General features: G+C 42.2%; 15 protein-coding genes, 1 tRNA gene and 2 rRNA genes. 12 read left to right on the forward strand and 6 right to left on the reverse strand.

The annotated features are described in order from the left end of the window. The 3 genes from ADS77_RS20465 to ADS77_RS20475 form a co-directional block, all read left to right on the forward strand. Positions 1-161, forward strand: a 23S ribosomal RNA gene (locus tag ADS77_RS20465); the annotation flags it as partial. A 191-nt stretch (positions 162-352) separates the two neighbouring features. Further along, positions 353-467: ribosomal RNA gene (gene rrf, locus ADS77_RS20470) — 5S ribosomal RNA — on the forward strand. Between the two features lie 409 nt (positions 468-876). Next, complete coding sequence (locus tag ADS77_RS20475; protein WP_054456068.1) at positions 877-2,136, forward strand: aromatic amino acid transport family protein; 1,260 nt, start codon at positions 877-879, stop codon at positions 2,134-2,136. 845 nt (positions 2,137-2,981) lie between these two features. On the opposite strand, the gene cysQ is transcribed toward ADS77_RS20475, so the two are convergent. Genes cysQ through cysG form a run of 6 tightly spaced genes read right to left on the reverse strand, consistent with a single transcriptional unit; the run spans position 2,982 to position 9,944 of the window. Beyond that, positions 2,982-3,752, reverse strand: a complete 771-nt coding sequence (gene cysQ / locus ADS77_RS20480) for a 3'(2'),5'-bisphosphate nucleotidase CysQ (RefSeq protein ID WP_054456070.1) — start codon at positions 3,750-3,752, stop codon at positions 2,982-2,984. Positions 3,753-3,755: 3 nt separating this feature from the next. Then, complete coding sequence (gene cysC / locus ADS77_RS20485; RefSeq protein WP_054206858.1) at positions 3,756-4,355, reverse strand: adenylyl-sulfate kinase; 600 nt, start codon at positions 4,353-4,355, stop codon at positions 3,756-3,758. Positions 4,356-4,385: 30 nt separating this feature from the next. Next, positions 4,386-6,110: an SLC13 family permease gene (locus tag ADS77_RS20490; protein ID WP_054206859.1), complete on the reverse strand. Its 1,725-nt coding sequence runs from the start codon at positions 6,108-6,110 to the stop codon at positions 4,386-4,388. 30 nt (positions 6,111-6,140) lie between these two features. After that, positions 6,141-7,568 (reverse strand): sulfate adenylyltransferase subunit CysN, encoded by a 1,428-nt coding sequence (gene cysN, locus ADS77_RS20495; RefSeq protein ID WP_054206860.1) that lies wholly within the window; start codon positions 7,566-7,568, stop codon positions 6,141-6,143. Further along, complete coding sequence (gene cysD / locus ADS77_RS20500; RefSeq protein ID WP_054206861.1) at positions 7,568-8,467, reverse strand: sulfate adenylyltransferase subunit CysD; 900 nt, start codon at positions 8,465-8,467, stop codon at positions 7,568-7,570. The genes cysN and cysD overlap by 1 nt, the downstream gene beginning before the upstream one ends. Before the next feature lie 55 nt (positions 8,468-8,522). Beyond that, the gene (gene cysG / locus ADS77_RS20505; protein WP_054456072.1) at positions 8,523-9,944 is read right to left on the reverse strand and encodes a siroheme synthase CysG; all 1,422 of its coding nucleotides are present in this window, start codon (positions 9,942-9,944) and stop codon (positions 8,523-8,525) included. A 290-nt stretch (positions 9,945-10,234) separates the two neighbouring features. On the opposite strand from cysG, the gene deoC reads away from it, so the two are divergent. The 9 genes from deoC (at position 10,235) to rpoB (ending at position 19,178) form a co-directional block, all read left to right on the forward strand. Continuing rightward, a complete protein-coding gene (gene deoC, locus ADS77_RS20510; protein ID WP_054456074.1) occupies positions 10,235-10,984 on the forward strand; it encodes a deoxyribose-phosphate aldolase in 750 nt (249 codons plus the stop codon). A gap of 141 nt (positions 10,985-11,125) precedes the next feature. Then, a tRNA-Trp gene (locus ADS77_RS20515) sits at positions 11,126-11,202 on the forward strand. 132 nt (positions 11,203-11,334) lie between these two features. Next, positions 11,335-11,712: a preprotein translocase subunit SecE gene (gene secE, locus ADS77_RS20520; protein WP_054206864.1), complete on the forward strand. Its 378-nt coding sequence runs from the start codon at positions 11,335-11,337 to the stop codon at positions 11,710-11,712. Between the two features lie 4 nt (positions 11,713-11,716). After that, positions 11,717-12,274: a transcription termination/antitermination protein NusG gene (gene nusG, locus ADS77_RS20525; protein ID WP_054206865.1), complete on the forward strand. Its 558-nt coding sequence runs from the start codon at positions 11,717-11,719 to the stop codon at positions 12,272-12,274. A gap of 215 nt (positions 12,275-12,489) precedes the next feature. Then, positions 12,490-12,918 (forward strand): 50S ribosomal protein L11, encoded by a 429-nt coding sequence (gene rplK, locus ADS77_RS20530; protein ID WP_008108462.1) that lies wholly within the window; start codon positions 12,490-12,492, stop codon positions 12,916-12,918. Between the two features lie 3 nt (positions 12,919-12,921). Continuing rightward, complete coding sequence (rplA, locus tag ADS77_RS20535; protein WP_054206866.1) at positions 12,922-13,626, forward strand: 50S ribosomal protein L1; 705 nt, start codon at positions 12,922-12,924, stop codon at positions 13,624-13,626. 323 nt (positions 13,627-13,949) lie between these two features. Next, on the forward strand, positions 13,950-14,444 hold the full coding sequence (gene rplJ, locus ADS77_RS20540; protein ID WP_054206867.1) for a 50S ribosomal protein L10: 495 nt from the start codon (positions 13,950-13,952) through the stop codon (positions 14,442-14,444). Positions 14,445-14,518: 74 nt separating this feature from the next. After that, entirely contained in the window at positions 14,519-14,881 is a 363-nt protein-coding gene (gene rplL, locus ADS77_RS20545) for a 50S ribosomal protein L7/L12 (protein ID WP_054206868.1), read from the forward strand. A gap of 271 nt (positions 14,882-15,152) precedes the next feature. Continuing rightward, the gene (rpoB, locus tag ADS77_RS20550; protein WP_054206869.1) at positions 15,153-19,178 is read left to right on the forward strand and encodes a DNA-directed RNA polymerase subunit beta; all 4,026 of its coding nucleotides are present in this window, start codon (positions 15,153-15,155) and stop codon (positions 19,176-19,178) included. Positions 19,179-19,186 lie beyond the last annotated feature (8 nt).

Here is a 19,186-nt window from a genome sequence, read left to right on the forward strand (position 1 = left end):
GCTGAAAGCATCTAAGCGCGAAGCAGGCCTCGAGATGATTTCTCACTAGAGCTATAAGCTCTCTGAAGGGCCGTTGGAGACTACAACGTTGATAGGCAAGGTGTGGAAGCATAGTGATATGTTAAGCTAACTTGTACTAATTACCCGTGAGGCTTAACCATACAACGCCAAACGCGTTTTATGTGACTGTTTAAGCGCAAGAAGTTAAGATTGTAGGTCGTGATTTATCGCGACAACTAAAGTAGATTACTGGCAGCTGTAAGCGATAAGCTTAAAGGTGTAAGAAGACAATTATCAGCCATTTTCCAAATTTTAATTAATTTGCTCGAAGAGCGAATTAATACCCAATTTGCTTGGTGACAATAGCGTTTTGGACCCACCTGATCCCATGCCGAACTCAGTAGTGAAACGAAACAGCGCCGATGATAGTGTAGCATTTGTTATGTGAAAGTAGGTCATCGCCAGGCTCCAAATAAAGAAAGCCCGACTCACTGAGTCGGGCTTTTTTACGTCTGCAGGAAAGTGAAAAAGCGAGCAAGGTGGTCAATGTCGCTCAGGCGTTCATCTGAAAGCGATATACCCTCACATATCGGTTGTCGCGATAAATCACGACCTACATCTTACTGAGTGAGCTCAAATAGTGTGTGTGATTTTACAGCTCTACATATGATTTATTTTAATATGGAAACGAGTAAATCTATTTCCTCTATTTGAATTTTAATTTTGATTTCACGACTGTTTCAAATTAGTGACAGTTAGTAACTCATCAATTACAGCATATTTAGCATTATTTACTTAATTGCATCGTCAAAACCTGAAATTTTTAGCTGACTTCTATATGCTCTTGCCAAATTATTATTCTAATAGGTGAAGTGCATGAATTCTTCCACTGATGCTGCGCAATTTGAGGCATCGACAACAAGCAAATCTAAATGGAATTTTCATGATACCCAGTGGGTGTTGAGTCTTTTTGGTACTGCCGTGGGTGCTGGTATTTTGTTTCTGCCAATAAATATAGGGATTGGTGGTTTTTGGCCGTTGGTGATTTTAGCTTGCTTAGCTTTTCCTATGACTTTTTTAGCTCATCGAGGTTTAGCGCGTTTTGTATTGTCGTCAAAAAATAAAGATGCGGACTTTACCGATGTAGTTGAAGAGCATTTTGGTGTCAATGCAGGGCGACTAATTTCATTATTGTACTTCTTATCAATATTTCCAATCTTACTTATTTATGGTGTAGGTTTAACCAATACAGTTGATAGCTTTATGGTAAATCAGCTCGGGATGGAGTCACCATCTCGAGCATTACTTTCAGGTGTTTTGGTAGCAGGTATGATCAGCCTAATGTTAGGTGGCGAAAAGCTAATGCTACGTGCCTTTGCAATATTGGTATACCCGTTGGTTGGCATATTATTCTTTTTATCTTTGTATTTAATTCCTAGCTGGCAAATGCCAAATATGAGTTTCCCAGAGTTTGGTAGCTTTAGCCAAACATTATGGTTATCAATTCCTATTATAGTGTTCTCTTTTAGCCATGCTGCGGCTATCTCAAGCTTTGCAAATATACAGCGAGGTCACTATGGTAAGGAAGCTACAGCTAAGTCTGAAGCGATTTTGAAGCGTACCAGCTTACTTTTAATCGTGTTTGTACTGCTGTTTGTATTTTCGTGTGTGCTTTCTTTAACATCAGAGCAAATGTTACAAGCTAAAGCACAAAATGTGTCAGTTTTATCTTACCTTGCAAATGTAACTGATAATTCATTTATAGCAACGCTAGGTCCTCTAGTTGCATTTATTGCTATTACATCTTCATTCTTGGGTCATTTTTTAGGAGCACGTGAAAGCTTTAATGGTCTTGTAACAAAGCAAACTAAATTAGACGTTAAAATAGCAGATAAGATTGGTGTTGCAATCATGTTTTTTGCAATTTGGTTTTGTGCAGTTCAAAACCCAAGCATCTTAGATATGATGGATAAGCTTTCAGGGCCAATTATTGCGATGATCTTATTCATCATGCCGATGATTGCCGTTTATAAAGTCCCCGCATTACAAAAATACCGTGGCCGCTTTAGCACATTATTTGTATTGTTTGTCGGCGTTCTTGCCGTAATGGCATTGCTATATAGCTTTATTAGTTAACTGAAATATAAATCTAAACAGCCCCGCAAGAAAACTTAGCGGGGTTTTTAGTATTTTTAGGAGAGTTGATTTTCGAAGTGGTGGGATTGTTTATCAAATAGATGCAGTACAGAGCTCTTCGTGGCTGAAGCCATCTCCTACATGGGATTTATACTTACGGTTTTACATCTTGTAGGTCAGGCTTTAGCCTGAAAAATGTGACAGGATGAACCCCGACCTACAAAAGAACATGAATATCAAACCTCGGTGCGCTCGGTGGTGAAATTGCCTTTTTAAATAGAATTCAGTGTAGGCTTTTTCGTGGCTGAAGCCATCTCCTACGGGTATATTTGGACTTACGGTTTTATGTCTTGTAGGTCTGGCTTTAGCCTGAAAAATGTGACGGGATAAATCCCGACCTACAAAAGAACATGAATATCAAACCTCGGTGCGCTCGGTGGTGAAATTGCCTTTTTAAATAGAATTCAGTGTAGGCTTTTTCGTGGCTGAAGCCATCTCCTACGGGTATATTTGGACTTACGGTTTTATGTCTTGTAGGTCTGGCTTTAGCCTGACAATGTGACGGGGTAAACCCCGACCTACAAAAACAATCTCTGTGCAGCGCGAAGTGCCTCGGTGGTCTCTGTGGTGAAATTTGTTTTTTTAATAGAGTTCGGTGTAGGATTTTTCGTGGCTAAAGCCATCTCCTACGGGTTGGGTTTTGAGGCGCTTATAACTTACCGCTTAAAGCTCTACAGCTTATAGTTCAGCATGCTGGGTTTTGCTTCGCTCTACCCAGCCTCGGCGTCAAATGTAACGCCGATCAGTTCTTAAACTGACGGCTGATAGCTTACAGCTGAAAGCTTTTATTCTTCCACCGCTGAAACAATAAAATACGGATTCAGGTATTCATCTTTGGTGTTATAAACAAGCGGGCTGCCGTCGAGTTTAGTGACCTTCGCGCCAGCGATTTCAGCAATGGCGTGGCCTGCGCCGGTGTCCCATTCGCAGGTTGGGCCTAAGCGAGGGTAAATATCAGCGCTGCCTTCGGCGACTAGACACAGTTTGAGTGAGCTGCCTTTTGAGACCATTTCAATTTCATCAAAGCGTTTTACAAACTCGGCTAAATCAGGTGACGGGTGCGAGCGGCTGCCGACTACGCGAATTAACCCTTTGTTAGGTTTAGTAGTCACCTTAAGCTCTATGCGTTCGTCGCCTTTGTCTTTAAAGGCGCCGATTGCCTCCGCGGCTAGGTACGATACGCCAAGTGCAGGAGCATCGACTACGGCTAAAATTGGTTTGCCGTGTTCAATCAAAGCGATGTTAACGGTAAATTCGCCATTCTTTTTAATGAACTCTTTGGTGCCGTCAATTGGATCTACAAGCCAATAGCGAGTCCAGGTTTGGCGAATATCCCAGCTAATGTCGGCACTTTCTTCACTTAATACAGGAATATCTGGCGTTAAGTGGGCTAGGCCATTGGCAATCACTTTGTGGGCTGCAAGATCGGCGTCGGTAACTGGGCTTTCATCAGCTTTGTATTCAACGTTAAAATCCTTTTCGTAAATCCCCATAATTGCACAACCAGCTTGGCGGGCGAGGATCAATACTTCTTCTAGCAGTTCCGTTTGGTTCATGACTTAACCTTTAATTATTTGCTGTTGTTTAAGATACGCTATCAGCTCTTGCACCGATCGGTCTAGGGTATTTTTACTGGTATCTAGGGTTATTTCAGGTGAATTAGGTATTTGGTAGTCTGAATCTATACCTGTGAAGTGTTTTATTTCACCAGCGCGGGCTTTTTTGTATAAGCCTTTAGGGTCGCGACTTTCACACACGTCTAAAGGCGTGTCTAAAAATACTTCTATAAATTCACCGTCATCAACTAAGTTCCTGACCATATCGCGTTCAGCGCGAAAAGGTGAAATAAATGCGGTGAGTACCAAAATACCTGCATCAACCATGAGTTTGGCGGTTTCCCCTACGCGACGGATATTCTCAATGCGGTCTTCGTCACTAAAGCCTAAGTCTTTACATAAACCGTGGCGTACGTTGTCACCATCAAGTAGATAAGTATGAATACCTTGTTGATTTAGTGCGCTTTCAAGGGCGTTTGCCACGGTGCTTTTGCCTGAACCTGAAAACCCTGTAAACCATAAAATAGCAGGCTTATGGCTTTTGTGTTCGCTACGTTGTGTTTTGGTAATTGCGTAATTATGCCAAACAATATTTTCATCCATTTGCTATGCCTCTTTTCGTGGTGCGCTGGTTTAAAATGGAAACACCAGCGGGATCAGGGTTAATACCGTTATTGAATAAATAATTGAAAGCGGTAATCCCATTAATACATAATCTTTTAAACGATAGTTACCGGCGCTGTAAACCATTAGGTTAGTTTGATAACCAAATGGTGATATAAAACTGGCTGATGCGCCAAAGGCAACCGCCATAATAAACGGCAGCGGGTCAACATTGAAGCCAATAGCCAATGCATACGCGACAGGGAATGATAATGCAGCTGCGGCGTTATTCGTGATTAGTTCGGTAAATAATACTGTCATCACAAAAATCGCGATAAAAGCGCCGTACGGGCCAAAATCCCCGAGTACATAAAACAGCGCTGACGATATTTCGCCAGCAAGGCCTGTTCCTATCATTAACTTAGCAAGACCAATGGCGCTGCCAACAACTGCGAGTAATTCGATTGGGAAACGACGCTTTACTTCACTGAGTTTTATAGTGCCGGTGAGCATTAAGCCGATTAATAAAACGAGTAAACCTTTTACCAGTGGCACATAGCCAACAATACTTAAACCGAGTACCACCGCAAAGCTGGCTAATACTAAGTTAGATTGTTTAGGTGCTAAATGAGTTTGTAAATCAAGCCCGGAGATATACACAAACTCACGCTTTAAATTAGGTAAGGTATAAAAGTCTTTACCTGGGGCAAGGATCAGTGAATCACCTGCTTGTAGTTTTACTTTACCAAGGCCGCCTTGCAAGCGGTCGTGACCACGGCGAATAGCAATCACTGCGGCATGAAACTGTTCACGAAAACGTACTTCTTTAACCGTTTTGCCTATAAACTTTGATGATTGACTAACGACTACTTCAACAAGGTGTTCTACGTCTTTTTCATGTTTGTCATGGACTACTTTTAGACCGTCAAAGCGAGTTAATAGCGGGACTGATTTTATATCGCCAACAAATAGTAGTACATCGCCTGCTTTAATAACTTGTTGAGGCGTGACGGCGCAAATACGTTTATCGCCGCGGATAATTTCAGCGAGGAATAAGTCTTTTAATTCACGTAGGCCGTTTTCTTCTACGCTTTTACCAATTAGCTTTGAGCCTTCTTCTATTTTACCTTCGAGGTAAAAGGGCACCACTTCTTGGTCATTTTTGCCGTTGTCAGGCAGGTATTTTAGCATTACTAAAATAGTGATAAGGCCAACACTTAATGCGCCTAAGCCGACTAAGGTAAAGTCGAAAAAGCCCAGCGGTGCCATGCCAGCATCAACGGCAAAGCCATTGACGATTAAATTTGTTGAGGTGCCAATTAAGGTGATTGTGCCACCTAAAATAGCGGTATACGACAGCGGGAGTAGCAGCTTTGAAGGTGAATGTGTTGGGCTGTCTTTAATTGCGGTGATAAGCGACGCTACCACGGCGGTATTATTCGTAAATGAGGATAAAAAGGCGGTCGAAAGGCCAAGTTTAGTGACTGAGCTGGTTAAACTTCCTTTTGATAATGACTGGGCAAGCTTTTGTACGAGCGTGGTTTTTTCTACCGCAATCGATACTAACACTAATAACACAAGGGTGATCAGTGATGGGTTAGCGTAGTTAATAAGCATATCTTCAAGTTCAATTAAACCACCAAGATAGGCAATACCAATACCACTGACAAAAAGCCATGCTGGCTTTAGTCGCGTGCCAAAAAGGCACCCGACTAAAGTGAGCATAATGCCTGTTAATACTAGCTGTTGATACATGCTTTATATATCCTTAACAGGCGAAGTTGATTATTTAAGCTTTGAGATATCAAGCGCTTGCCAATGTGGGAAGTGCTTGCGTACTAAAGTGTTAAACTCAACTTCAAAATCACTAAAGTTACCGCTCTGTTCTTGGCTAGTTAGAACTTGCTCAACCATGCCCGCTGCAACTGTTAGGTTAGATAGGCGATCAATTAAGATAAATGCACCGGTTTCATGATTGTTGTGATAAGTATCAGCCAAAATAGTTTCGGTCAATTCTAAGGTTACAATCGCGATTTCGTTAAGCTGTAAGCTATCCGCGCTGCCGTGTTCAAGCGTGTTCACATCAATGGTGTGATCAATCTTTTTCACGATGGCTGAGGTGTTTTTACTGCCCAACTTAAAGTTATAGCTTTTACCTAAAACCAGGGGGGCTTCATGCATCCATACCAATTTCGCTTGTACTTGGTTAGTCACTGTAGCGGTTGACTCAGCTGGGACGATAACATCGCCACGGCTAATATCAATTTCAGTGTTAAGCGTTATAGTAATTGCTTGGCCTGCTTGTGCGGTATCTAAGTTACCGTCAAACGTTACTAGTTCTTTAATGCTTGATGTTTTACCCGATGGCAAAACTTTTATAGCATCTCCAACGCTTAACTTGCCCGAGGTTAATGTACCTTGGAAACCACGGAAGTTAAGGTTAGGACGTACTACATATTGGACAGGAAAACGCGCTTCAAAGCCTGTATCTGTTTCAGCTGCTGGTGAGTCTTCTAGCAGCTCTAGCAACGGCTTATCGGTGTAATACGGTGTATGTGCTGAACGAGTTACTACGTTGTCACCTTTAAGTGCTGACATAGGCACAAACTTAATGTTTGATACGTTAAGTTGCTCAGCAAAGTGCAAGTACTCGGCTTTAATACGCTCATAAACGGTTTCGTCAAAATCAACGATATCCATTTTATTCACGGCAACCACAAACTGTTTAATGCCCAGTGAATCACAAATGAAGCTATGACGTTTAGTTTGTACTTGTACACCGTAACGCGCATCAACAAGAATAATGGCTACATCACTAGTTGACGCACCCGTTACCATGTTACGTGTGTATTGCTCGTGTCCTGGGGTATCAGCAATGATGAATTTGCGCTTTGCTGTTGAAAAATAACGGTAAGCAACATCTATGGTGATACCTTGCTCACGTTCAGCTTGTAGACCATCAACTAAAAGAGCTAAATCAAGCTCTTCGCCTGCGTTACCTACTTTTTCGTTATCTTTATGAAGGGCGGCTAGCTGATCTTCATAAATTTGGTGGCTATCATGCAGTAGGCGGCCAATCAGGGTTGATTTGCCGTCATCTACGCTACCACAGGTCAGCATACGTAATAGGCTTTTATCTTGCTGGCGAGCAAGGTAGGCATCGATGCCTATTTCTTTTACTTCATTAATTGTGTCGTTATTTTGATTAGACATTAGAAATAGCCCTCACGTTTTTTCTTCTCCATTGAACCTGCTGAATCATGGTCAATTACACGACCTTCACGCTCTGATGAAGTCGATAACAGCATTTCTTCGATAATTTCGGTTAAAGTACTGGCCGTAGATTCCACGGCACCTGTAAGTGGGTAACAACCTAAAGTACGAAAACGTACAGATTTCATCATCGGTACTTCGCCATCAGCAAGCGGCATACGTTCATCGTCAACCATAATCAGCGTACCGTCACGGTCAACAACTGGACGCTCTTTTGCTAGGTACAATGGCACCATATCAATGTTTTCTTGGTAGATGTATTGCCAAATATCAAGTTCGGTCCAATTAGACAGCGGGAATACACGAATGCTTTCGCCCGGGTTTACTTGGCTGTTATAGGTATTCCAAAGCTCTGGACGCTGGTTTTTAGGATCCCATCTATGGTGTTTATCACGAAACGAGTAAACACGCTCTTTTGCGCGAGATTTCTCTTCATCGCGGCGGGCACCACCAAAAGCAGCATCAAAACCATACTTATCAAGTGCTTGCTTTAAGCCTTGAGTTTTCATTATGTCAGTGTGCTTACCTGAGCCATGTGTAAATGGCCCAACGCCCATTGCCAGGCCTTCAGGGTTTTTATGGACGATTAAGTCAAAGCCATACTCTTTTGACAAACGGTCACGAAACTCAATCATCTCTTTAAACTTCCAGTCGGTATCAACGTGCAGAAGTGGAAACGGAATTTTACCTGGGTAAAACGCTTTACGAGCAAGGTGCAATAGCACGGAAGAGTCTTTACCGATAGAGTAAAGCATTACTGGGTTTTCAAACTCAGCAGCCACTTCGCGCATGATTTTTATACTTTCAGCTTCTAATTGCTGAAGGTGAGTTAAAGCCATTGTTAGTCGTCCTACTAAAATGATTAAAAGTTAAAATATTTAAATAATTTGAAGCTTATGCAACATCTGTTAGCGGTTGAGCAAAGCTGCTGGTTTGCGCTTTTGTGCCAAACCAATGAAGTTGCTCATGTAATGATGCAACTTCACCAATAATTAATAATGCCGGTGAAATAATGCTATGGCGTTCGATTAAATCGGCGAGTTCACCCAACTTCCCGGTAACTACACGTTGATTTTTGCGTGTGCCGTTTTCAATAATAGCCACGGGAGTATCTGCGCCGCGGCCATGTTTTAATAACTGAGCTTGAATATGTGGGGACTTAATGACACCCATATAAATTGCTAATGTTTGATGTGGTTTAGCAAGCGATTGCCAATCTAATTCTTGGCCATCTTTTTTACAGTGACCAGTTACAAACTGAATTGATTGCGCGTGATCTCGGTGCGTTAGCGGGATCCCCGCATAGGCGCTACAACCAGCCGCTGCAGTAATACCTGGAACAATTTGATAGTTTACTTGGTTTGCGGCTAATACTTGTACTTCTTCGCCACCACGACCATAAATGAATGGGTCGCCACCTTTAATTCGACACACTTTTTTACCTTGCTTAGCAAGGTCAACAAGCAGTTGATTCGTGTCTTCTTGGGCAACACTATGATCGCCTAAACGTTTACCTACGCAGATTAAATCTGCATCACGACGTACAAGCTCCATTATTTCATCAGACACTAGGTAGTCATAAACGACCACATCAGCTTGTTGCATTAATTGTAGTGCTTTCAATGTTAGCAACTCAGGATCGCCTGGACCTGCACCTATGACATATACTTCGCCTTCAGGTGCTAGTTTTATATTAAGTAACTGCTCAAGTTGGGAAGCAGCTGCTTCTGTATCACCACTTTGTATTTTACTTACAACCGATGAATCAAATACGCCCTCCCAAAATTGACGGCGATCAGCAAAACTTGTAAAACGTTGTTTTACTTTGTCACGAAAACTACCAACCAAAGTTGCTAATGGGCCTATATGCTGTGGAATTAGCGTTTCGAGTTTTTCACGTAAGCGACGTGCTAAGACTGGCGCTGTGCCAGCGCTGGAAATGGCAATAGTGATCGGATCACGATCAACAATTGAAGGAAAAATAAAGGTACACTTAGGTTGATCATCCACCACGTTAACAAATACATTTCGTGCATTAGCCAACTCGAAAACATCATTATTGACAGCATCTTTATCTGTTGCTGCAATTACGAGCATTTTGCCATCAAGGTGCGATTCATCAAAATAAGCATCAATTAGCGTGACTTCGTTATTATGCGCATGTTCTTTTAACTCATCACAAAACCAAGGTGCTACTAAGGTTACATTTGCGCGTGCTTTTAAAAACGCGCGACATTTGCGTAATGCGACCTCTCCACCACCAACGACCAGTACAGGCTTGTTGTCTAGCTTGGTAAAGATAGGTAAATATTGCATCGTGTAACCCCTTGGAAAAATAACAGCATATAAATGCGTCTTCAGAAGCGCAGAATATAGCGCCCTAAGCTAAGTAAAAAATAATTAAAACCCAGTTTATATAACTAAATGTTATATAGGGTGGGCTTATTTGGCTTAAGGCTTAGTTAACAAGGGATTGAGCGCAGTTGCAATGTTTATCACTCAGTTTGAATAGCTTATAGTGTTTGGTTATGAGCTATAGCGAGAATGCTAAATTTTGATACTATGCGTATTCCAAAAAGCGGTATATGAATATTTAGGCGCAATTTATGACAACTAAATTAGTAGGTGCGGCATTAGCTGTGCAATTAATGGATTTAACGAGTTTAAATAGTAATGATAGCACGGCGGCAATACAGGCCTTGGTGGCTAGTATTAAGCCCAACCTAGGTATTCCGGCAGCAGTGTGTGTTTATAGTGAGTTTGTTGATGACGCCAAGCTTGCTTTAGCTGAGCGCGAGCTTAGTTATGTAAAAGTCGCCACAGTAACTAACTTTCCCTCAGGCAACAGTGAGCTAAGTGAAGTAATTAATGAAACATTAATCGCAATAGAGCGTGGCGCAGATGAAATTGATTTGGTGTTACCGTATCAAGCTTTAATCGCGGGGGACGAAGCCACAGCGCTAGAATATGTGCGTGCCAGTAAAGAGTGTTGTCCTGAACACGTACAATTAAAAGTAATTATAGAATCCGGCGAACTAAAAACAGCGCAGTTGATAACACTGGCGACAGAAATAGCAATTGCCGGTGGTGCTGACTTTGTTAAAACCAGCACCGGCAAAGTTGCAGTTAACGCTACGCTTGAAGCGGCTGAAATTATTTTACGGACGATTAAAATGTCAGGAAAGGCAGTCGGCTTTAAAGCCGCTGGAGGCGTTAAAACTGTTGTTGATGCAAGTAACTATTTGCAACTAGGTTTAAATATCATGGGGAAGGAGTATGTAAACACCCCAACATTTAGATTTGGTGCATCAGGACTGTTAATAGATGTGTATGACATCTTGAAAAGTAAAGCCTAATAGATATAACTTACCGCTTTGGTAGGCTCAGTTTCGCCATTTTACAATCAAGAGGTTAATTAACCGCTAAGATTTTATAATATGAGTATCTTTTACTCTTGTGTTAATGAATTGCGTAAGTATAATAGGCATCCACTTTGCAGGGGCGTAGTTCCAATTGGTAGAACAGCGGTCTCCAAAACCGATGGTTGGGAGTTCGAGTCTCTCCGCCCCTGCCATTTCATCCTTTTTGAGGGTGAAGTCTGAGATTAAAAATCGGTTTAAATAAGTCTGTTTTTAAGTTTAGATTTTAATGGATTAGCCTTTCCTTTGTGTAAGGTTGTTGTGTCTGTAGTTAAGGTAATAATATTATGAGCACGAATGTAGAAACACCATCGAGTGCGATGGATTCAGTAAAGTGGCTTGTGGCAATTGCGCTACTTGCAGGCGCAGTAGTTGGTAATCACATGTACGCAGATGCATCTGCTCTATACCGTGCAATTGGTGTAGTGTTTGCGGTTGCGGCAGGTTTAGGTATTGCTTCACTCACTGGTAAAGGGCAAGCATTTCTTGCTTTTGCCAAAGAAGCACGTATCGAAGTACGTAAAGTAGTATGGCCAACGCGTCAAGAAACTACCCATACGACATTTATTGTAATGGTTGCAACTGTGATTATGGCACTTATCCTTTGGGGATTAGATGGCGTATTATTCCGCGCAGTAGGCTTTTTAACTGGATTGGAGATCTGATCCCATGTCGGATGAGAAGAAAGAGATTAAACTACGTTGGTACGTAGTACAGGCTTTCTCAGGTTACGAGAAGCGTGTAGCACAAACTATTTTAGAGCATATTAAAATCGAAGGTCTTGAAGAGAGCTTTGGTGAAGTATTAGTACCAACTGAAGAAGTTGTTGAGATGCGCGCAGGTCAAAAGCGCAAGTCTGAGCGTAAATTCTTCCCAGGTTATGTGCTTATACAAATGGATATGAATGACGCAAGCTGGCACTTAGTAAATAGCACAGCACGCGTAATGGGCTTTATTGGTGGTACGTCTGATCGTCCAGCACCAATTAGCACGAAAGAAGCAGATCGTATTCTTAACCGTCTACAAGAAAATGCAGAAGCACCTAAACCTGCTACATTATTTGAACCAGGTGAAGTGGTACGCGTTGTTGATGGCCCGTTTGCTGACTTTAGTGGTGTAGTAGAAGCAGTTGACTATGAAAAGAGCCGCGTAAAAGTATCGGTACTTATCTTTGGTCGTTCTACGCCAGTTGACCTTGAATTTGGTCAAGTTGAGCAAGATAAATAATAAAATTAGATAGTTTATGCTAAGTAATTTATTACTCAGCATAAGACTTGATAAAGGCCGCTGATTAACTTATAATCAGCGGCCTTTTTGTATTCAATGATAGAGTTTCTTGATTTGATTATAAAAAGTGAGAAACCAATTTTTAAACTGGGAAGCCGCTAGAGTACGCGTCCTCGCGCGCACAAGGCTAAGACCCACCTAATGAGGTATTTATAATGGCTAAAAAAGTTGAAGCTCTAATCAAGCTACAAGTTGCTGCTGGTATGGCTAATCCTAGTCCTCCAGTAGGTCCAGCACTAGGTCAACACGGTGTAAACATCATGGAATTCTGTAAAGCGTTTAACGCACGTACAGAATCTATCGAAAAAGGCGCTCCAGTTCCTGTAGTGATCTCTGTTTACGGCGACCGTTCATTTACGTTCGACATGAAAACGCCACCGGCTGCTTACTTACTTAAGAAAGCTGCAGGTATCAAATCTGGTTCAGGCCGTCCTAACACTGAAAAAGTAGGCACAGTAACTCGTGCTCAACTTGAAGAAATCGTTGAGACAAAGAAACCTGACCTTACAGCTTCTGATTTAGAAGCTGCGGTTCGCACTATCGCAGGTTCTGCGCGTGCGATGGGCTTGAACGTAGAGGACTAAGAAATGGCTAAATTAACTAAACGTATGCGTACTATCCGCGAAAAAGTGGAAGTAACTAAAGATTACGAAATCAACGAAGCTGTTGCTCTTTTACAAGAGTTAGCGACTGCTAAATTCGTAGAAAGTGTTGACGTTGCCGTTAACCTTGGTATTGATGCTCGTAAATCTGATCAAAACGTTCGTGGCGCAACTGTACTACCTAACGGTACTGGTCGTGATGTTCGTGTTGCTGTATTCACACAAGGCGCTAACGCAGAAGCTGCGAAAGAAGCTGGTGCTGAATTAGTGGGCATGGAAGATCTTGCTGAACTAGTTAAGAAAGGCGAGATGAACTTTGACGTTGTAGTTGCATCACCAGACGCTATGCGTGTTGTTGGTCAACTAGGTCAAATCTTAGGCCCACGTGGTCTAATGCCAAACCCTAAAACTGGTACTGTAACACCTAACGTTGCAGAAGCAGTTAAAAATGCTAAAGCTGGTCAAGTGCGTTACCGCAATGACAAAAATGGTATCATCCATACTACTATTGGTAAGGTTGATTTCACAGTTGAGCAACTTCAACAAAACCTTGAGTCGCTAATTGTTGCGCTTAAGAAGGCTAAGCCTTCACAAGCAAAAGGTGTTTACATTAAGAAAGTAACCATCTCTACAACAATGGGCGCAGGTGTTTCTGTTGACCAAAGCACTTTAACAACAACTGTTGTTTAATTGAGTGTTTACATGGCGTGAAATTTGTACTATAATTTTGCGCCATTTTGCTGATTAATTCGTTTGTTAGCAAAGTAAAGAATTCGGGTTGAAGTCCATAATTTCGGTGAGCCTTCGGGTAAAGCGATAAATTGGGCTTCCGTCCAAGACCGTAGGTGGCTTCGGCCTTAATATTCACCTACGTAGACGGTGTGAATCCCCAGATAGATTTTTCCTAATCCTTCTGGCTCTCGCCGTAAAAAGCATCTCTATCTTGTTTGATAGGGAAGAGTAGAACAGGGAAACCGAGTGTCGGTGACCCCATTAAACCAGGAGTAACACCCATGGCTTTAAATCTTCAAGGCAAAAAAGCAATTGTTGCTGAAGTCAACGAAGCAGCCAATGGTGCTCTATCTGCAGTTGTTGCAGATTCTCGTGGTGTAACAGTAGGTGCAATTACTGCCCTTCGTAAAGAAGCTCGTGAAGCGGGTGTTTGGATGAAAGTTGTCCGTAACACTTTAGCAAAACGTGCTCTTGAAGGAACAGATTTTGAGTGCCTTTCTGATTCATTCGTTGGTCCAAGCTTAATCGCTTTCTCATCAGAGCACCCTGGTGCTGCTGCGCGTATCTTTTCAGATTTCGCGAAAAAGAATGAGAAATTTGAGCTTAAAACGGCCGCTTTTGAAGGAAATGTTGTTGATGCAGCAATGCTTGCGACATTACCTACATACGATGAAGCTGTTGCACGCTTAATGAGCGCTATGAAAGAAGCGTCTGCTGGCAAATTGTGTAAAACAATTGAAGCAGTACGTGTACAGAAAGAAGAGCAAGCTGCTTAATTTTAAGCTGTTTAATCACTTTCGGTGTAAAATTTTTTTGGACTTAAAGTCCGTTAATTATTAGGAAATTTGTAATGTCTGTAACTAAAGACCAAATCCTTGACGCAATTGCTGAAATGTCAGTAATGGACGTTGTTGCTCTTATCGAAGCAATGGAAGAAAAATTCGGCGTAACTGCTGCAGCTGCAATGGTAGCTGGTCCAGCTGCTGAAGCTGCTGAAGAGAAAACTGAATTTGACGTAATCCTTACTGGCGCTGGCGCTAATAAAGTTGCGGCAATCAAAGCTGTACGTAGCGCAACTGGCCTAGGCCTTAAAGAAGCGAAAGCGCTTGTTGAAGCTGCTCCAACTCCAGTTAAAGAAGCTATCTCTAAGGAAGAAGCAGAAGCACTTGCTAAAGACCTTACAGAAGCTGGTGCTGAAGTTGAGGTTAAGTAATTTAGCTTTTGCTAAGTTCGCTGCCTGAGAAATCAGGCAAGGGCTGGTGATTATTTAATCACCGGCCTTTTTGCGCTATAGAGCGATGTATTCCTATAGCTCAAATAAAATCTAATTTTTTCTTTACTTTCAACGCTTTATAGTTTGCTAGTGTTAAAGTGAGAGTCTATTAGAACAACAATTAAATGTTGTACAATCTTGGCTTAGATGCCAGTTAAGTCTGTTCTTACAAGAACAGGTCGGGTCAAAGATCAGCAAGCTGAGGAACCCCATGGCTTACTCTTATTCTGAAAAGAAACGTATCCGTAAGGATTTTGGTAAACGTCCACAAGTTTTGGATATACCTTTCTTACTGTCAACACAGTTAGAATCGTTTAAAAAATTCTTAGTGCCGGACGCTGATGGCGATCATGGTTTGGAAGCTGCCTTCCGTTCTGTGTTTCCAATCAAAAGCTACTCGGGAAATTCTGAGCTTCAATACGTAAGTTATCGTATTGGTGAGCCAGTTTTCGATGTAAAAGAATGTCAAATTCGCGGTGTGACTTATTCTGCTCCACTTCGCGTAAAATTGCGTCTTGTGGTGATGGATAAAGAAGCGCCAGGCACAGTTAAAGACATTAAAGAGCAAGAAGTTTACATGGGCGAAATTCCGCTCATGACCGATACCGGTACTTTTGTAATCAATGGTACAGAGCGTGTTATCGTTTCTCAGCTACACCGTAGCCCTGGTGTATTCTTTGATAACGACCGCGGTAAAACTCACTCATCGGGTAAAGTGCTTTATAACGCACGTGTTATCCCTTACCGTGGTTCATGGTTAGACTTTGAGTTTGATGCAAAAGATAACTTATATGTACGTATTGACCGTCGTCGTAAATTACCGGCGTCTATCATCCTACGTGCACTTGAGTACTCGAGTGAAGAAATCTTAGATATCTTCTTCGATACCACTGCGTTTGAAGTAACTGACGGTAAAGTTCTAATGGAACTTGTACCTTCACGTTTACGTGGTGAAACCGCTGCCTTTGACATAAAAAGCGAAGATGGTGAAGTGTTCGTTGAATCTGGCCGTCGTGTAACTGCGCGCCATATCAAGAGCATCGAGAAAAAAGGCATTAGCCAACTAGAAGTGCCACATGAGTACATCATTGGTCGTGTAATTGCGCGAAACTACGTTGATGAGTCAACGGGTGAAGTTATCGCAAATGCGAATGATGAATTAACTCTAGAGCTTATGGCTGAGTTGGTTAAAGCAGGTCACACTAAAATTGATACTCTATATATCAATGAAGTTGACAGCGGTGCATATATTTCTAACACGTTACGCATTGATTCAAGCAGTAGCCGCTTAGAAGCACTAGTAGAAATTTATCGCATGATGCGCCCAGGCGAGCCACCGACGAAAGACGCGGCTGAAGCCTTATTTGAGAACTTATTCTTCTCAGAAGAACGTTATGACTTATCAACAGTAGGTCGTATGAAGTTCAATAGCCGTGTTGGTTATGATACAGACACAGGCCCTGGTACATTAAGCAAAGAAGACATCGTGTCTGTTATGAAGGTGCTAATAGCTATTCGTAATGGTCAAGGCGATGTTGATGATATCGATCACTTAGGCAACCGTCGTATTCGTAGTGTTGGCGAAATGGCTGAGAATCAATTCCGTGTAGGTCTAGTACGTGTAGAACGTGCTGTACGTGAGCGTTTAAGCTTAGGTGACCTTGACGCGATCATGCCACAAGATCTTATTAACGCTAAGCCTATTTCGGCAGCGGTAAAAGAGTTCTTTGGTTCGTCTCAGTTATCACAGTTCATGGACCAAAATAACCCGCTATCAGAAGTAACGCATAAACGTCGTATTTCTGCATTAGGTCCGGGTGGTTTGACTCGTGAGCGCGCAGGCTTTGAAGTACGTGACGTTCACGTAACTCACTATGGTCGCGTATGTCCAATCGAGACTCCTGAGGGTCCAAACATCGGTCTAATTAACTCACTATCTACGTACGCACGTACGAATGATTATGGTTTCTTAGAAACACCATACCGCAAAGTGGTAGACGGTGTTGTAACTGATGAAGTTGATTACCTATCAGCCATTGAAGAAGGTCAGTTTGTTATCGCACAGGCGAACTCAAACTTAACTGAAACCAATGAGTTTGTAGATGAACTAATTCCATGTCGTCACAAAGGTGAATCAACCTTTATGGGTCGTATGGATCAGCAATATATGGATGTATCACCACAACAGGTGATCTCTGTAGCGGCCGCACTTATCCCGTTCTTAGAACATGATGATGCTAACCGTGCATTGATGGGTTCAAACATGCAACGTCAAGCAGTACCAACATTGAAAGCGGATAAGCCGTTAGTAGGTACTGGTATTGAGTTAACACTAGCGAAAGATTCTGGTGTAACGATTGTTGCTAAACGTGGTGGTGAAGTAATGTATGCTGACGCAAGTCGCATCGTTGTTAATGTACATGAAGAAGAACGCATCCCTGGTGAAGCGGGTATCGACATCTACAACTTAACCAAATACACACGTTCAAACCAAAATACATGTATTAACCAAAAACCGACTTGTATGGTTGGTGAACCGGTTACTCGTGGTGATGTGTTAGCAGATGGTCCTTCGACTGACTTAGGCGACTTAGCCCTTGGTCAAAACCTTCGCGTGGCATTCATGCCATGGAACGGTTATAACTTCGAGGATTCAATCCTACTATCAGAGCGCGTAGTTGAAGAAGATCGTCTAACGACTATCCATATTCAAGAACTACAGTGTATCGCCCGTGATACTAAGTTAGGTCCAGAAGAGATCACAGCAGATATCCCGAATGTGGGTGAGTCTGCACTAGGCAAGCTTGATGAATCAGGCGTTGTTTATATCGGTGCTGAAGTTAAAGGCGGCGATATCCTAGTAGGTAAAGTGACTCCGAAAGGCGAAACGCAATTAACGCCTGAAGAGAAGCTTCTACGAGCTATCTTTGGTGAGAAAGCGTCTGACGTTAAAGACAGCTCATTACGTGTACCAAACTCTGTAACAGGTACTGTAATTGACGTGCAAGTTTTCACCCGTGATGGTGTTGAAAAAGACAAGCGCGCGCTAGAAGTTGAAGAAATGCAACTTCGTGATGCGAAAAAAGACTTTAATGAAGAATTCCGTATTCTTGAAGCAGGCGTGTTAGATCGTGCTCGTAAGTTACTTATTGCAGCCGGTCAAGACGAAGACAGATTAGCGTCACTTAATGCTGAAAAACTACTTACTCAAAGCCTTGCTGAAGAAGACAAGCAAGCTGAACTTGAGCAATTAGCAGCCCAGTACGATGAGCTTAAAGCTGAATACGATAAGAAGTTTGAAAACAAACGTCGTAAAATTACCCAAGGTGATGACTTAGCACCAGGCGTACTTAAGATTGTTAAAGTATACCTTGCTGTTAGACGTCGTATCCAACCGGGTGACAAAATGGCGGGTCGTCATGGTAACAAAGGTGTTATCTCGACTATCGTACCAGTAGAAGATATGCCATACGATGACAAAGGTCGTACGGTAGATATCGTATTGAATCCACTAGGTGTACCATCGCGAATGAACATCGGTCAGATCCTTGAAACTCATATGGGTCTAGCTGCGCGTGGTATTGGTGAGCGCATTGAAGAAATGATGAAAGAACAACGTGAGCTTCATGAGCTACGTGACTTCATCAAGCAAGCTTACGAAATTGGTGAATCTCGCCAAGTTGTAGACATTGCTAGCTTCTCTGATGACGAAATTCGTCGTCTAGCTGTAAACTTAAAAGGTGGTTTACCGATTGCAACTCCTGCATTTGATGGCGCGAAAGAAAGCGAAATCAAAGACATGTTAGAGCTAGGTGGATACCCACGAAGTGGTCAGGTTACACTTTATGATGGCCGTACTGGCGATCAGTTTGAACGTCAAGTAACCGTTGGTTACATGTACATGCTGAAACTGAATCACTTAGTTGATGATAAGATGCATGCACGTTCTACTGGTTCTTACAGCCTTGTTACTCAGCAGCCGCTGGGTGGTAAAGCACAGTTCGGTGGCCAGCGTTTCGGTGAGATGGAAGTATGGGCACTTGAAGCTTACGGTGCTGCTTACACTCTACAAGAAATGCTAACAGTGAAATCGGATGACGTGAACGGTCGTACTAAGATGTATAAAAACATCGTTGATGGTAACCATAAAATGGAACCAGGTATGCCAGAATCGTTCAACGTATTGTTGAAAGAAATCCGCTCACTGGGTATCAACATCGAGTTGGAAGAAAATTAAGCCAATTA

The sequence above is a fragment of the Pseudoalteromonas porphyrae genome (assembly GCF_001298125.1).
GTDB lineage: Bacteria > Pseudomonadota > Gammaproteobacteria > Enterobacterales > Alteromonadaceae > Pseudoalteromonas > Pseudoalteromonas neustonica.